The sequence below is a fragment of the Lutispora sp. QWL-02 genome (assembly GCF_058315355.1).
In genome coordinates this window covers 301,965-319,392 of record NZ_CM177762.1, presented here as the reverse complement: position 1 = coordinate 319,392, position 17,428 = coordinate 301,965, and the positions used below count along the sequence as shown (strand labels likewise).

The 17,428-nt window shown below is 43.8% G+C and carries 5 protein-coding genes and 1 pseudogene; 5 read left to right on the top strand and 1 reads right to left on the bottom strand.

Annotation, left to right across the window (positions count from 1 at the left end):
* The first annotated feature begins 49 nt into the window (after positions 1–49).
* The 4 genes from AC4HCY_RS01300 (at position 50) to AC4HCY_RS01285 (ending at position 16,430) form a co-directional block, all read left to right on the top strand.
* On the top strand, positions 50–523 hold the full coding sequence (locus AC4HCY_RS01300; protein WP_323431278.1) for a hypothetical protein: 474 nt from the start codon (positions 50–52) through the stop codon (positions 521–523).
* Positions 520–9,126 carry a hypothetical protein gene (locus tag AC4HCY_RS01295; protein WP_491095222.1) on the top strand — a complete coding sequence of 2,869 codons (8,607 nt, stop codon included), beginning with the start codon at positions 520–522 and terminating at the stop codon, positions 9,124–9,126. The genes AC4HCY_RS01300 and AC4HCY_RS01295 overlap by 4 nt, the downstream gene beginning before the upstream one ends.
* Positions 9,127–9,145: 19 nt before the next feature.
* Positions 9,146–15,307: an S-layer homology domain-containing protein gene (locus AC4HCY_RS01290; protein WP_491095221.1), complete on the top strand. Its 6,162-nt coding sequence runs from the start codon at positions 9,146–9,148 to the stop codon at positions 15,305–15,307.
* A gap of 595 nt (positions 15,308–15,902) precedes the next feature.
* Positions 15,903–16,430 carry a dihydrofolate reductase family protein gene (locus AC4HCY_RS01285; protein WP_323431275.1) on the top strand — a complete coding sequence of 176 codons (528 nt, stop codon included), beginning with the start codon at positions 15,903–15,905 and terminating at the stop codon, positions 16,428–16,430.
* Between the two features lie 93 nt (positions 16,431–16,523).
* On the opposite strand, the pseudogene AC4HCY_RS01280 reads toward AC4HCY_RS01285, so the two are convergent.
* A pseudogene (locus AC4HCY_RS01280) lies at positions 16,524–16,658 on the bottom strand (conjugal transfer protein TrbL family protein); the annotation flags it as partial.
* 406 nt (positions 16,659–17,064) lie between these two features.
* Here AC4HCY_RS01280 and AC4HCY_RS01275 point away from each other — a divergent pair.
* Positions 17,065–17,427 carry a BlaI/MecI/CopY family transcriptional regulator gene (locus AC4HCY_RS01275; RefSeq protein WP_323431274.1) on the top strand — a complete coding sequence of 121 codons (363 nt, stop codon included), beginning with the start codon at positions 17,065–17,067 and terminating at the stop codon, positions 17,425–17,427.
* Position 17,428: the final 1 nt, after the last annotated feature.

Below are 17,428 nucleotides of genomic sequence, written 5' to 3'. Positions count from 1 at the left end.
ATATTAAAAATGATACATAAAATACTCATATAGGGAAGGGGGAATATATATGCCCGAGAATGCGGATCGAAGGAAGGAGCGGCGAAAAGAATTGTTCGCCGGAAGGATCCTGGACCTTGCGGTTGATACCGACATTGATGAAATCCTCTGTATATGGCTCAAGAATAGAGCAGGCCGGTATCCTATCATCACTTATGAAGATGCGATTTACAGTCAGCTTGGAGAGCAGCACGTAGGGCTTATGATTCTGGCAAGAGAAATCACTCTGGAGGAACTGAAAGTACCGGAGCATGCCCCGGTATGGGAACAGTACTGCAGGGAGCGCCGGGATATAGACGGCAGCGCCCTTGTGGGGACCAGGCAGCATGCGGCAAGGCGGTTGTTCCTGCATGAATTGGAAGGCGGCGGCGAATGCCTCGTGGTGGCGCAGGATATGGAGATCCGCTGGGGTACCGGCACACTTATGCCTGATCCGGAATGCCCGGAAGGCACATCTAAAAAATGTAAAGGAGGTAATATATGATGCAACACAAACCCAAAAGAAAAATTTTATCTATGCTGCTGGCGGTATGCCTGCTGCTTGAGATGCTGCCCGGCATGGCTTTGCCTGTATATGCGGCTAATGTGGGAACAAATATATATGGGCATTCAGTTGCTTACACTCCCGCAACCTCTTTGTATACCACAGTAGCACATCCCAGCTATGTGGCAAAAGGAGGTACGGAATACGCAAGTTTGCAGAGCTTCAAGCTGTTTGACGCAACAACCAGTGTTTGGGGCAGTGTCCCTGAAGCAACACGCAAAGATAAGGGCAAGGCTACGACTTGGCTTTCCAATAACAATTATTTGCTCAACAAATTCGGATGCCGCAATGATAGTTCCTATATCGTTGATTTGGGTAAATTATTTGGAAAGGTTACTGTATTTAATACAAGCCCTAAGATTATGAGGAGGACGGAGACGAAGATTTTTCCCGGCAATCTCCAAGTAGGTTTTAAGGAAGGCTCCTTTCATGCCGCATATAATTTTGAGGGCTTATCCTGGCAGGATACTGAAGAATTGTCCCCTTTTGGGAAAAACTTATATAAGGATGCCTTGGCTAAAATGAATGATGTAAAAACGGGAAATATCGGCAATATGATAGAAAAAGGAGATATACAGTATTTTACCGCCTTTGAACTGGACGGCTACAACCACAGCTGTATATTTTGTGACAGCTATGATACTTCTATTCTCAAGATTTTTGATAAGCAATGGAAGAAGCAGGAATATCAAGCTTTTAACTATTCAAAAGCCAGCGGCCCTGATTTTGGTATAGATAAGGCCTGGTATCCGGCAAAGAGCCTAAAAACTCTTTATTACTCCGGCGATTCGGGACATGATGAGAAAATCAGTGCAAAGCTTACCAATGCAATTTTAGTAGGCCGAGATATTGCAGGCCCCAGGATAAAGAGCATAAAGGTGACTTCCGATAAAGAAGGCAAAAATGAGATATCCGGAGGGGCTATAACTTTGGATAACATTGGAAGCATTGCGGATCGCACCGTATATTTTCAAGTGATATGGGACGAGCCGGTTTTATTTAAGAACCTTAATAATAACGATATTGCAAATTTAAAGCTTAAAGTCCAGACATTGGGGATTGATGGTACCAGCGGTATGATAGCTGAAGCCCATTTTTTGAATTTCACTCCTAAAAATTCAGATTCTACCCCAATGATGACCTTTGAATATAAAATCCCTGATCCTTATACGGATAATTCTACGGTGACTCAGGAAAGAGGCTATTCCTATAAGTTTACGAAAGTTGCTATCAGCACCACAGAAAATAAGGATTTCTGGTATAATCTACAGGATTTATCCGGCAATAAATTTGCTGCTGACAAGAACGGCAATCAGCCGTCAGGCAAAGTGGAATATTCCATAGACGGATCACCTTTTGTGGATTTGGAGCCTTTTGCCATAAAGAATATCAGAGTGACAAAGGATAAAGCGCCTAATAAAGAGTTTGTAGAACAGGGAGAGCTCTTATCCGTTACATTGGAGCTGAATAAGAATCTTGGCTATGATACCATAGGCTTTTACGATTTAAGAAATTATTTTTATAACGGCACTAATTATCAAAACTTCCCTACTGTAACGCTGAACATCAAAGATGAAGAGGGCAAGGACGTGACTATAGCTCCCGGGAGTCCAATGTCTGATGGCAGCAGATTGGTGAAGAAAGTTTTTGTCGATGGCAAGGGTTGGGTTGACTCCAGTCCCAGGCAGCATTGGGTTACCCCGGTGAAGAACCAAGGGGGTATGAACTGGCCTTTGACGGCGGTGAGCATAAACGATTATAAGAAAGTCTCCGAGGGGTCGGGGATGAAATTCTATGATGTGAACAAGATCACATATAATGTGCAGCTATACCCGGGCTATACCCTAGAGGAAGACACGATTAAAGTGACAAAAGTGACACCGGCGGCGGACACCAAGGACGGGTCGGGATATAAGCTGATGGACTATGCGTTGAATGGAAACGGCGTTTTGGCGCCTACGAATTTGCGGTCTGAGGTTAAGAATGCCGGTAAGGCAGATCAATATGCCAAGGCTCCCGATAAAAATTATAAGCTGGACTTTGAGCCTCCGATAATGGTTGTAGATGTCAGTGATAAAGAATATGGCATCATAATGGTCAAGGCGGATATCACCGATGATTCCCTCTGGGGCTGTGATGCGGCTTTTGACATATCTGTTGAGGGCAGCGTTAAAGGAAAAATAGGATATCAATCAGCTGCCGGCGAAAACTATGGAGATACTTGGTCAGAGGCTGCGGAAGACTCCGCAAGAGTCGGTTTAAGCTCTCCAGTGATTGGGGACGGAAAGACAAGGCAGGCCTATGCCTTTATAAAGCTTCCAACTGTGTCGGAGGTAAGCAGGGTTACTGCAACGGTAACTGTAACCGATGAGGCCCGCAACAGTTCCGAAGGATCAGGGAAGCTCCCTCCGGATGGAGAAATCTGGAGCGGCTTTGACAGGCTGCCACCTGTAGTAACTTTTATAAAGGATGGAGAAAAAGCAAAGGTATCCATTACTGATATGAGCAATGTGACTTATAGCTATGAATGGCAGGATACCTTTGAAGCAGATGGCACTACTCGCAAAGGCGAGCCGGGGCTATATACCGGAAGCGGTTCGGGTAATGCAGGCGAAATTTCCTATGCAGGTACCCTGCCCGAGGGCAACAAAATACATTATAAGACCCTGTGGGTCAAGGCAGAGGACAGTGAGGGCAACGAGAACAATCCTGCATTCATGGATTTTGCCTTTGACAGAACCTATTCAGAGATCAAAATAAACAGCACCACCACGGGAAGGCTTACAGCAAGCGACGAAGTAAGCGCAAATGTAACATTAAAAAATGTCAAGCGCTATTGGTATGTATGGCTTGAAAGGCCTACGGATTATATCTGGCGAAACAATACATCCGGTACAGAAGATGATATAGATTACGGTGACGCGGCGTCCTTTGCAGCAGGCAAGGGCTGGGGCATTTCGGGAAGTCACTTTAACGGGTGGAGCCCCAGTGATCCAAATAAGAAAGTGGAAGCCGGAGTCGAGAATGAAAATACCGTTGGTTTTGCAGGCTTCTCCTTAAATAGCTTGATGCCGGGCAGCCCTGACAGCCAGGGTGAAGGCACTGTTGCAGGCGCTGTATATACAGGCGGCTTTGGAGGCAAAGGACAAATCACCGTTGCAGAAGCCGTATATGCGGGTACGACAGCGGGGGAAACCTATATAAATACAACCGAGCTGGATATCAAGCTTAATTATGATAATACACAGGTGATAAGATACAATGAAAATCCATACTCCTCCAACAACCTGGATGCCAAATGGGATATTTCCTACATTGGAGGGGCTAATGGGCCTCAAACCATCCCTGCAAAGGATAGCTCCCGTCCTCTGGTGCTATTGATCGCCGTGGAAGATCCCAGCGATGAAACGGAAACTGGTGCCACACCCGGCAATCTCCGCTTTGCAGCAATAGAGTTTGACACCTTTTATAATGAGCCGGAGGTGGCAGTGCGGCAGGTTCGCTTCTCCACCAACGATGGCAATGGTAATCGTATAGACCATGAGAGAAAAAGTGATGGGGGCTGGATTGAAGTAAATGAAGGCTTATATTGGCCTATGGATAAATTTTATAGTTGGGTTGCAAATGGCGAGACGCAGCGTAGGATTCAACAAGACCAGCTTATGATAAACGCCGCTACACTCCACGACTTTGCCGAAGCAGAGTTCTATTTAGGTGCAGACCCGTCTACAGGCCTCGACAGGCTGCCGGAGGGCGGGCTGAAGATTGAACTGAGAAAAGAGCTTTACAGGGCAAAGTTTAAGGGAGAAAAGGACGGCGAAGAAACAACAAAGCTTGTATTTGATTATGAGTTATACAGCAGTATAGAGACAATGAAAGATCCTATTGTTATACAGGACTGGATAGTAAATAAGGACGATCTCACAAAGGCTAAATTGTTTACCGATGGATTTATAAACAACACAATAGGCAGTCAAAGGGACTTCCCCTATGGTTCAAAGCCCTATAGATTCACAGTAAAATTAGACCCTGCCTTAGTGGATGCGGTGCCCTATGAGATCCATTATGTAAAAATCGGCGAAGATGATGATGGGAATGATATATTAGAGCCGGAAGTCTGGTATGTACGCTATGGGTTCTATGCGGTCACTGATTATGGGCAGAATATGAAATCCGATGAGCTTATAAGCAGCTTCATATTTGACAACACACCGCCCAGTTCTCGGTTGAGGGCTATTACAGGGGATGTAAAAGCGGCAAATGATCCAAATTTTCCATATATCAACAGAGGTGACATCGATATATCGGAACTGCCCAAAGCTGTATTTAGTATTGAAGGCGGCAGTTTCACCGATATAACAACAGATATCCCATCAGTTACTTATTCGGATGGTACAGTGGTTAAAGAAGATGAATCAAAACCCGGACTATCCTTTGAATTTTATGACAAAGGTCTTGATTTAAATGGTGCTTTGCCCCATACTCCCAGCCCCTATATGCCGCTACTGTTGGCAGCAAGGGATACGGAAGACTCAAAAGTAGGCTCTCAGCCGGCGGTGCGTTGCGGCAAGGTGGAAGATTTAGAAATACGAGACGGCAGAGTAAGATTCAAAGAAAAGGATTGGCCTGAATTTTTCCTAATTGAATCTGACTTTATAATGTCCCTTAATAAAAGCGCAGATGTAACATTAGATGAGTATGAAAGCAGCCTTATATACTATCAGTTCTATGATAAGATACGGGGCACTGAGTCGCCCATATATGTTATAAACCTAAAAAGAGACGAAACCCCACCGGTAGTAGAGCTTAGCATCTCAGAAACGGAGAAGCCTGTCAAAGAAGTAAATATAAAAGTAGAAAATCCCTATGATATGCACTCCGTGACAGAGGGAGGCATCACCGCCTATGTAATAGATACACCAACAGGGGAAATTGATCTCGAAGTAAAGGCATGGCGAAAGGTGGATCAGGGTGAAAAATTCAATACTACCGATAGCAGCAAAGACGATTATTATGATAAAAATGAAGATTTCCAAGAGGGCTACGATGAAGATACACAAGAACCCTATATTAAATATGTAAGAGTAAAACCAAATGAAGACGGTATTTACAAATTTATAAGAAACGGATATATATGGCTCGTTGCAAGAGACTCGGCAGGAAACACGACAGAAGATTTAATAGTAAACGGTGAGAAAGCTGATATTACTGATGAAGAATGGGGTATTCGCTACGAGGTGAAAAATATAGATTTGGATCCCCCGGAATTTGTAGAAAAGACGGTTTTTACATCAGATGTAGACAATGGCAAATTTACATTAACAGCAAAAGCTGATAGCACCGCCGTGGCAGCTTATATAAGATTTGATAAAGAATACACGGAATTTATTACCGGAGGTAACTATGGCAAGTCTGAGAGCGGTGAGACCGTAGCCGTTCCCAGCCAACAGTCTCCTGATCAGCAGCCTACCATGTACGCCTTGGGAGAAATACCGGGGCAATTAGAAGGCGGCTTTGACCCGGAGACAGGTGAAATCAATGCCACCATATATGTAAAGTACCATAAAAAGGATAAAGCCGAAGATGAAGATAAAGTTTTAAAATCCGCATCCCTTATAATTGTTGATAGCGCAGGGAACGAGGCAGAGAAAAGCTTTGATTTCGGTACAGGCTTAGCGGGAGTAGAGCCCAAAATTATAAATACAAGCGGTGATATAAGCGATAACAAAAACAATTATCCTGTTTATAGCTACGGAGGAAAGCTAAGCTTTAGCGCTCCGGTAATGATAGATATGTATAATACTGACTTTGCAACGGAGCACGATAAATTACCTATATATAATGACGGAGCTTTGGCTTTAGGCTATATAGACCTATTTGGCGGCACTTATGTGGAATATATCTACGCTGATATATTCGGACCCGGATACAGCCACAGTGTGAAGCTCTATGCCGGAGACGAGGAATTGGATACCGGCGCAACCGTCAAAAAGAGCATTACCAATAAAAATGTGACGATAAAAATTGATATGCAAGGAACGGACGGGTTGACTATAAACGGTCAAAAGCAATGGGAGACAACAGTATCGCAAAACGGAGATGTAAACTATACATTGGCAAATAGTAATCTAAATCAACAAAAAACATTTACACTCCCCATAAGATGTATTGACAAGGAATTACCAGAAGCCTATGTAACAACCTCCATAAGCAGCTTTATAAACGAAGAAACGGGAGAAACAAAAATATACTCAATAACTTACGAAATCACCGGCTTTAGCAAAAGGAATGTTTCTGTCATAGATGACGCAGGCAATAGTGCTCCTTTGAGCATCACCTTTGATGCAGGCTCAACCGGCAAAATCCATACCTTTAAATTTAAAGACGAAGCAGGAAATATAGGAAGCTACGAAGCTGATGTAAGTGATGTAGATTTCAGCGATCCGGAGGATGCAAAGATTGCAAAATACAGACTCACCTTTAGCGGCTCCGGCAAAGACGGCGCTAACACGCTAGGTACATTTACATCTGGCGGTGATGCTTTAGAATTAGGCGCGGTGAACAGCGATATCGTAGTAAAAGCCGAAGCATTAAACGCTGCCGGAGAACCGGTGCCCGCAACTATGAGCCTTATAGGCTCGGCACCAAGCGGTGTAACAGTATTCACCGGACAAAAAACCGTTCTCTTTACTTTGGAAAAGGAAACGGAACAAGAAGTCAGGGTGAAACTGACAGGTCCCTCTATAGGAGGCACAGCTAACTCTATAGAAGTGCCCATAATCATACCCGGCGGCACCATAGATAAGACACCGCCAAAAGGTACGGTAAGTTATTTGGAAAGCGGTGTTAATATTAAAGCTTATCTGATACCTCAATGCACGGACTTGGCTGATAACGGCATAAACGTTATAGGTCAGAAGGGCGACGGCATAGCACTTAAGCTTGAACAGGATAGCGTAGGATATTATGTAAACTTTGACTCCAACGGCAGCGGATATTTCATATTGACGGATAAAGCGGGTAATATAGGTACCGTAGCCATTGCCGTTGCAACTATAGATGATGAGCCGCCGAAACTAGGAGCGGAAGGCTGGTCGGGAGTGATAGAAGCTTATAGTAAAGCAAATACATGGGCAAATGATCTTGTTAAAATACTAACCACCCCCACAAATAACTCAATAAAAGTGTTCTTCTCCTTTAATGAACAGCTATCCAAAGCTGAGGTGACAGCCTATGACAACAGCGAAGATTTAAACGAACAAAAGCCTACAGAAGAATATGTAGCAGCTATAGTATCCGGCAACTCGGTAACTATAGAGTTTAAGCAAAACTGTCAGGCAAAGATTTCCGTCTTTGATATACGGGGCAATGAGGCGGTATTATGGCGTCCCGAGGACGGTCCCATAACCGTCATAGACAAAGTGCCCCCTAAATTGGTGAGCGGATATCCACAAAAAACATCTGCTGACAACAAAGTCACAATAACCTATAAGTTTGCAAACAGCGAAGAAGTCATGCTCTTAAGCAATCCAAAGGATGGATATAAAAATGAGCATGTAGTTGAGTTTGCGAAAAACGGTCAATACATTCTCACCTTTGCCGATGAGGCTGGAAATATCCTTAGCCAATATCCAAAAGTAGAGAATATTGATGAACTGGCGCCTTATGTAAAGATGGCTATGGACTTTACAGGTGCAGGGCAAGAAATAACGGTTCAGACGGTTGAGGATAAGACATTCTATTATACAAATAAAGACGTGCGTATTTTACTAAATATAACTGATGAGACACCGACTGACTTAACTGTTACTGCCACAAAGCAAGGAGGCGCAGAAGCAACGGTAACTGCAGAAAATGTCACAATAGGCGAAAATAGCTATACTCATCATATGACAGTTTCAGAAAACGGCATCTATGCAATAAAAGCCAAAGACAAATGGGGACATGAAAATGCGGTCTATGCTAATGTGACAAGCATTGACAGGACCCCTCCCGCCATAGTGATGGCAAGCACCAAAGCCGTTGGTACAGGGAAAAACGCGGATAAGGACGCCGTTCGTACTGCTATACTCCAAGGCATCACCGCCACAGATGGTCAATCGGGAGTGATGGCCAAGGACGGCCAATCGGGAGTGACATTAGCCGTAACTAATATGGATGCTATAAAGCTTAATACCCCCGGCAGCTACACAGCAAAAATAACAGCCAAAGACAGATTAGGAAATACGAGTGAAAAGACAAGAACGGTAAATGTATTAAGCGGTGATCTCAAAATCTTTACGATAAACGATGAACTCGTTGAGGCTAATGATATTTTTATGACCACAGAGGATAAGATCACCGTCTCTACAAATCATAGTACGTTTAAAGGGGAAAAAATAAACCTGTACTATACCCCGGGATACAAAACCACGGCACAGATGAAATATACCATACCTTTTATAGGCAGCGACGGCTTTGATATAAGCACCAAAGGCTATTACACAATACTGGCGCAAAGTGCGGAGCGGGGCATGTACATGGTATATGTCTACGTATATTAAGAAGGGAGGGGAATAAGTCATGATGAAGCGTATTATATCTGCCGTACTTTTAATAACTTTGATATTCACCATAATACCCATGGAGCCTCTTTGGGCGGATTGGTCAGAACCTGAGACAGTGGAGATCAAGAACGATTATATAAAAGTTACCGTAAGCAAAGAAAACGGAGGCTATGTAGTAGCTACCATAAAAGGAGATATACTGAAAAAAAGCGATGACGATAAGGCTCTTACCCATAGAGGCACTAATATGGATACATCCTTTACATCCTTTAGAATTGGAAATGAAGATTATATATTCGGCAACAATTATGGTTTTTTAGGCTATTCTTCAACAGATGTAACAACGGTCGTCGACCCCTTGGGAGCTTGGGTTACCAGCACTTGGGGTGTAAAAGACTATACAGTGGAGCAAAAGATTACATTAATAAACAGCGAAGTCTCGGAGCAGCTGGGCACGGCAATGATAAGCTATACCGTGAAAAATAACAGCGGCAAAGCCGTGAATGTCAAAAGCAGAGTTCTGATGGATACCCAATTGGGCAACAAGGACTACGGCTACTATGAACTGCCAAAGCAAAACCTGGGTCAAGGCTATGAATACTTTGAATTCGAGCGCACATGGGATAAGACCCAAGACCCTGCCATCAGAATGCCGGCGGATTATTTCGTCAGGGACAATCCTTTTGCATCAAGCATAGTGGGCTTTGGAGTAAATAGTGTGTTTGAAGACCAAAAGCCCTATAAGATGACTTTTGCACATTGGGCAAATATAGCAGCGACGAAATTTGATTATGAGCCGGACCCTTCGTTAAACTTTACCAATAGTATAAACGGCACAAAAACCGCAGACAGTGCCGCTGCTTTATACTTTGATTTGGGAAGCATGGGAGCCGGCAAGGAAAAAACCTTTTCCACCTATTACGGCGTCACGGCTAATTTAAAAAACAAAGACAATAAAATCCTTATAAACACTACGGCACCCTCCAAATTGGAATTTAAGGATGGAACAAATAAGGCATATAAAGGCTCGGAAAAGGCAGTGGGAGACAATATCGTCCGGATCAATACCACTGTTACAAACCCAAACACATCGAAAAAGACCTATAAAGCTTTGGCGGTGGTGGTATATGCTATGGGCTTCAATACCCAGAGACAGACGGATATGGGTACTTGGATTCCCTATGACAACATTGACCCAGTATATACGGATGTTATAAATTTTGAGTCCGGGCAAAACCGTACCACTTATTTTGATTTTAAATTCGCACCGGACAAGAATGCCCAACTGGGCAGCTTTATAACAAAGGTCTATGATATGGATGAAAAGGTAAATGAGCTTGGCTCCTATGCCGAGGAGTACTGCTTAGGCACCACGGAGAATTTCATCATCCTCCCAGGCTCTGACCCAAAATTGCCTGCCATCACTTTGGCGGATTTGGGACCAAAAATAGTCTATAACGATGAAAATCGCTATATCACAGTAACAGGGCAGGGCATGAGCTTTTTCAAAAGCGACCTTTTAAATAAAATTGAGCTCAGAGGAGAAAACGGAAAAACCTATGAAATACCTATAGGAAACTTGACCTTTGAGCAGGGAGACAAACCCAAAACTGTCACTATGCTCCTTAACGGCTATATGGAGCCGGGACCTTATCAATTGCATTTTATATGGAAGATGAATACGGGAGATCCGGCCCTCCAAGGAGTGCCTGAGGATTTCACCTCCCGGGCTATGGTTGTCCATATGTCCAGCGACCCTCAATACCGCAATGATCAATACGGTGTGGTGACGGTACAAAGGGGTGAAAACAAAAAATATGAAGTAGTTGCCTATAAGAATGAAACAAAATTCACAGAGGCGGCTGTAAAAGCAAGTGACCTCTTGCTATCCTTCAGAGGAGATATATTGCAGGATCAAGACAATGAGAAGCTTTATAGAATGCTTGGCAAAAATAAGAATATAAATATCAGCCATATGCTTAATTATTACGGCAGCAACCTAACCATAGAGGAAAGAAGTGACGGTACCGTAGAAGTCCTTATGGACGGCAAGATTACCACCGTTGGGGCCAATACCACCGTCAGAGACGGCACTGCGGCCTTTCGGTTAAAGGCCGGGACGGAATACATCGTTCCTGTATACAGCGAAAGGGGCGAAATAAAAAGCGGCGAAAGTCTAAATGTCGGGCAAGACTATATAGAGTTGAAATGGAATAATGCCTTTGACACCTTGCGCACTATAGGCGGTTTCCTCATAGATTTGAAATACGGCATATTAGGCAAAATCCAAAATTCCGAAGGCACTGAAAGCTATGATATCATATCCTTCGGCGGGGGCCTTGATTTAGGCTTTATGACTCCCGGAGGAGCGGCAAAGGCCCGTGAAAACAAAAAAGACGGCGATAAATGGGAAGAAATAGGTGTATACTATGTGGATGTTGACAAAGGTACCGTAGAGAAAGAAGAGGATATAGAGATTCCTCCCAAGAACTCCAGACCCAGCAGAGTTGAGGCAGGAGCAACCATTCATGATGTTTTATACGGTGGTAAAAAGCCCGGCTATATAGGCATCAATATGAATGCCCATGTCAGCCTGCCGCAGATTGTCAGCTTTTTACCCAATAAGATTGAAGGGAATTTGGACATCAACACCATTGGCGGATATGAGGTGGGAATTGAAGGAAAGGTCAAGACCGCTACATTGGAGATGCAGTTGGCCCTTGTAATAAAGTCCAATCCATCGGGAGCCCCCATTCCTGATAAGCTGTACTTCACCATCGGCGGTTTTGAGCCGGGACTAAATGTGGATTCTGTGGGAGTCTTATGGATAACCGGCGGGGGCGGAGGCTTTGATAAGCTCTACGATAGCATATACGGCAAAGACGGATTGCCTCCTATAACCGTTTTACTCCATATAGAGTTTGATATCACAAAGATACTTACAGGCAGCGCCGATCTTGAACTATCCTTGCGCTCCATCTCCATCAGCTTTGATGATTTGAGCTTGAAGAAGCTTAAGGATGCAAAATTCGTCGACGGCGGCATGGTGGCCATAGGCTGGTATCCAAATTTTAGCTTTAATTTTAAAGCCGGCGTCAACTATTTGCAAATACTAAAAGGCTCCTTGCAAATTACGGCGGGTGCCGGAGGAGATACGAAAGCCTTCTTTGAAATGGTTCTGCGGGTAGCTTTAAGAGTGCCAAAGATTATACCTGTTGTTGGAGGCATGGAAATAGCCTCTGCGGAATTGGGCGGCGGCACGGAAAAAGTATGGGGAAATATAACCCTCCTTGAAATTATAAAATTAGGCTTCGTCTATTACTGGGGCGGAGATGTGGAATTCACGGCGGGCAATGTGGGAGGCAACGAATCCATGGGCTTGGCGCCGGGTGTGGAGGCTATTGCTTTTGCCGATGCAGGAGAGCGGCGCAGCTTCGCCATGTTCAAGGCCATGACGGTGCCCCGGCAGATAGGGACGGATCCGGTGACGGGGGAAAGCCAATTTATTGCCATTGGCAGCAATTTGAAATTCGCGGCGGGCAGCAAGGTCGTACCGGATTTTGACGCTATGGTAAATCAGGCTATGGCACCGGCGCGGAGAATGCAAATGTCTGCAATTAATCCCACCCAAGTATCTACCAATAGCGAGCGCACCCATCATTTGGTGCAGTTCGGTGAAACGGCCAATTATATTTTGACCATAAGCTCTGTAGATGGAAGTGAGCTTACAAAAGGATACTTGGAAAATCATATGACGGTAAAACAAAACGGCAGCTTATACCCTCTGACTTACTATGTGGCACCCGGGGAAGGCGCCAGTGATGAGGAGATGGAAAATGCTCTTAAAGATGCCAATGTAAATATAACAGGGAATGCGGCAAATATAATCATACCTAAAACCCATCTTGGTACGAATAAAAACTTTTTAATCGAGTTTAACGACGGCAAAGCCTACGATGTGGGAGCCATATATGTAGACCCTGTAAGCGAGCTAAAAACATATGAAGCGTCATTATCTGGAAACAGCCTTGCGGTGAATTGGACAGGAGAAAACATCAGCGATACGGCAAATATAATAGTATCCGTATCCGATATGGAAGGACAGGACGGCGTTATCCTGAATACTGATGAGATATGGGCAAAAGACGGCGCTGCCACACTTACCATACCTGATAAGATGGCAAGCGGAACTTACTATGTCACTTTGACCTTGAGCGATGAGGAGAAATGCTTTGAAAAGTATAGGGTAGAAGTGCCTATCACAGTGACAAACAGTTTAGCTCCCGATACGCCAACATCCGTTACTCTAAGCAATGCAGGGGATGATAAATTTAGAGTAAATATCACGCCTGCAGATCCGGAAGATGTTAATCTAAAAGGATATTTCATAGACGTTTACGAAGGGGATACCATGGTTGACTCGGGACTGTATTTTGATAAAGATGATGATATCCTGATCGGTGGACGTTATGAAATGCCGGTGATGGACGAGGACGGCAAACCTACGGGAAAATCCGTAACGGTAGGCTATACTCCGGGGAAGAGCTATAGGGTAAAGGTAAGAGCCGGCAATATTGTAGACCCGAACAAAGATATCGACGGAGACGAAATATACCATTGCAGCTCCTATATAAATTCATCGCCTGCGGTATTAGTGGAATCAACACCGCCGAAAATAAATATAACCTATGACAAAGCAGCAAAAAACATGATAGTTACCTCTGATGTCCCCGTAACGGGAGAGCTATATGTAAACAGCAGCATTGCGGATGGCAAATGGTATAAATTCGATACTCTGTCTATGACAATGACACAAAATATTGAATTTCCTGACGGAAATCATACTTTGGAATTCCACGCCGTTGACGGAGACGGTGACCATGCCATTGTGCAACAGATTATAAACATTGATACGACTCCCCCTACATTTATGATTGAAACGCCCATAAGCGGCAATGCTTTTAGCGATTCCATAATTGTGAAGGGTACAGGGGATTCTGATGCTACTTATACCTTTAAGCTAAACGGTGTGAAAGTAAACCCCATAGAATCGGATATATTTAAAACAGGGCTTCTCGAATGTACTTTGCTTATTGGAAATATGAAAAGCAATGCAAAAATGGATTTGGAGATTATAGCAGAAGATGCTGCGGGGAATGCTTCCAGGCAAATAATAGAATTGACGAATAAAGACTTGGCTGAAGTAAACAGCATCACCGTATATAGCAACAATACACCGGTAACAGGGGGTAAGATAAACCTTGAAAAATCAAAAACAGCACAGCTGCGTCTAATGGGTGCAGCAGTCGGCGGAACATCAATAGATATAACGGACAGCACCGCCACAAGGATGGAAGTCTTTGGCGGCAGCTCGGCAACCCTAAGGGGCAATGAAGTTACAGCAGTAGCTGAAGGCCAAACCATGCTTAGCATACAATACGATATTGGCGGGGACAGAGTCGTCCAAGAAGGCGTGGTAATAGATGTTGCCCCTGATAAAGATGATGATAGCGGAGATAAGGATGACAACGGCGGAAGCAAGGATAAAGATGATAGAGAAGACAAAGATGACAAGGGCAAAGAACCTTCAAAACCTGCTCCGGCATCACCGGATACAAAATGGAAAAATCCTTTTGCAGACATCAAGGAATCCGATTGGTTCTACTCCTATGTGGAATATGTATGCTCAAAGGGATTGTTTAACGGCACAACGGAGAGCACATTCTCACCGGCCATGCCTATGACGAGGAGTATGCTGGCAACAGTGCTGTGGCGTATGGACGGCACACCCTCACATGGGGGCAAAAACCCTTTCACTGATCTCAAGGCAGACTGGTATAAGGATGCAGTGCTCTGGGCCAGTGAAAACAACATTGCATCAGGCTACGGCGGAGGGCTTTTCGGCCCCGATGACAACATTACCCGGGAGCAGATGGCAGTCATGCTTTATCGCTACAGCCAGTACAAAGGCTATGACGTGACGGCAGGAGCTGATCTAAGCGGCTATATCGACGCAGAGGATATAGGCGGCTGGGCTTTGACGGCCATGAGATGGGCTAATGACCGGGGCCTGATCACCGGTAGGAGCGATAAGGAGCTGGCGCCTAAAGCCAAAGCCAGCAGGGCAGAGATTGCCGCCATACTTTACCGGTTCATGACAAGATATATGGAAAAGTAAGCTTTATAAAGCTGAATAGTGAAAGCGGGCAGTGAAGAACTGTCCGCTTTTCACAAGTGCGCCCGGCGGGCGCACGTTCTAGCAGGTGAAAGTCCTGAATCCGCCCGGTAGTGGGAAGGATATAGCCAAGACCAAGGGTGTCACGGGCGACTGCGAATCTAAAGGAAGGTGGCTGGCAATGGTATGGGAAAAGCGCCCAAGATGTTCTTAGAAAGTGCCAGACCTATTTGGAAGAAGGCTATGTGTAGGCGGTAGATGTGGTGGCACTTACGCCCATAATGACAATAAAGATATTCGATTTCTCTCCGTTGCTATACCATATTGTGATATTGTCATAGCTGAAAGAAAATGGATTAATATTGCAAAATCTCTGCGGCGCACACATTCATGCCGGATTTCCGCAGATAAAGTGGTCGGAGTTGAATTTGATTAACGAGAGGGCAATCATGCCCAGACACTTTATGTGGTGGGGCTTGGAGTAAAATAGTTCACTTTGATAGAGAAGTGAGGTATAATAAATAACAGGAATTTGGCAGTGATGTCAACATTTTGATTTGTCAATTAATATGTGTAAATATTAGAAAGGTGTTAAAAAATGAGTGTGTTTTTTTATGGCTGTATAACAATGGATGGCTATCTTGCTGATAAAAACCATAACTTGGACTGGCTTTATCAAACTGGAGCAGTAGAAGAAACTGATTATGAAAGTTTCTATAAAAATATAGATATTACTATCATGGGTAAAAGGACATTTAATGAAATTGAAAATATAGAGAATATAGATAGTTTTTATCCGACTACTAAAAACTATGTTTTTACACATGCTGAAAGCTTATCCGTTAAGGGATTTATTCCTATAAATTGTGATATTGTTGAATTTGTTAAACAAATAGATAATGATAAAAACATTTGGATTGTTGGAGGAAACACAATGTTGGCTCCCTTATTAGATAATGATATGGTAGATAATATGATAATACAAATTGCTCCTGTGTTATTGGGAAGGGGGATACCATTGTTTTCACAGAAGGAAGCATTAAAGCGATTTTACTTAAAAGAAGTTAAAAAATACGGACAGTTTGCAGAATTAATTTATAATAAAGTGCATCTTAGCGGAGCATAGGCTGCTGCGTTTGATGTCCTCCTTGTCCGCTTGCTTTACAGAAAAGCCTTGCTCTTTCAGGGACTTTTGAATGCTGGACAGGTATTTAATCCCGCCGCATTCAAAGACAGCCACCACAAGACCGACACAGTATAACACCCACGCCAGATAGGAAAAGAACAGCACGATGGACTGGACCCAGTTCATTTCCAACAGGTCGGCTCCCATGTTTCCCATCTGCATAAAAAAGCCGCAGCAGGCTTATAGGCATACCATTACAGATATCCACAAGTGCAGGTCTATGCCGTTTCTGAAATTTGGATTGTTCACCGGCTTTGTTCCAAGAACTTCTCGAAAACGCAAGACGGTGCTGTCAATCACCCCCTCTTCTCGGTTAATAAGCAATATCTTAAGTGCTTCGTATTTGTCCGCATAGCCAAGAGTTATAAAATCGGCGCGGACACGAAGATTGCCGCTGATTTTTCCATAACAGCTTCTGCCGACAAATTTTGCACCATCAAAGCTTTTGTCGCCTGCAAATAGTTTTTTGAATTCATTTTCTTTTCCCTTTCTGTGAAAAACTTAATATTGACAAAATTGTCTAATCACGATAGACTAATAATAGTCTAATGGCATACGACAGGAGGTTTATTATATGGAACAATATAAACTTGGTGAGATGGAGCAGCAGTTTGCCGAACTAATTTGGAAGCATGAGCCTATCAGCTCCCGCACCCTTACCGAATTATGCGCTGAAGCCTTCAATTGGAAGCGAACTACCACCTACACTATGCTAAGGCGTTTATGTGATCGTAGGTTATTTCAAAATAAAAGTGGCACAGTAACCGCATTGATGTCTGAAGCTGATTTTAGGGCTGGGCAGGGAGAACAATTTCTCAATGAAACTTTTGATGGTTCTTTGCCCCAATTCTTTGCCGCATTTACCCGCCGTAATAAGTTAAGCAAAAACGAAATATACGAGATACAGCGGCTAATTGATGAACACAGGGAGGGTTAGT

What these genes read in the sequence shown, in the direction of transcription:
- AC4HCY_RS01300 (WP_323431278.1), top strand. Translation starts at nt 50, where the DNA reads ATGCCCGAGAATGCGGATCGAAGGAAGGAGCGGCGAAAAGAATTGTTC.
- AC4HCY_RS01295 (WP_491095222.1), top strand. Translation starts at nt 520, where the DNA reads ATGATGCAACACAAACCCAAAAGAAAAATTTTATCTATGCTGCTGGCG.
- AC4HCY_RS01290 (WP_491095221.1), top strand. Translation starts at nt 9,146, where the DNA reads ATGATGAAGCGTATTATATCTGCCGTACTTTTAATAACTTTGATATTC.
- AC4HCY_RS01285 (WP_323431275.1), top strand. Translation starts at nt 15,903, where the DNA reads ATGAGTGTGTTTTTTTATGGCTGTATAACAATGGATGGCTATCTTGCT.
- AC4HCY_RS01275 (WP_323431274.1), top strand. Translation starts at nt 17,065, where the DNA reads ATGGAACAATATAAACTTGGTGAGATGGAGCAGCAGTTTGCCGAACTA.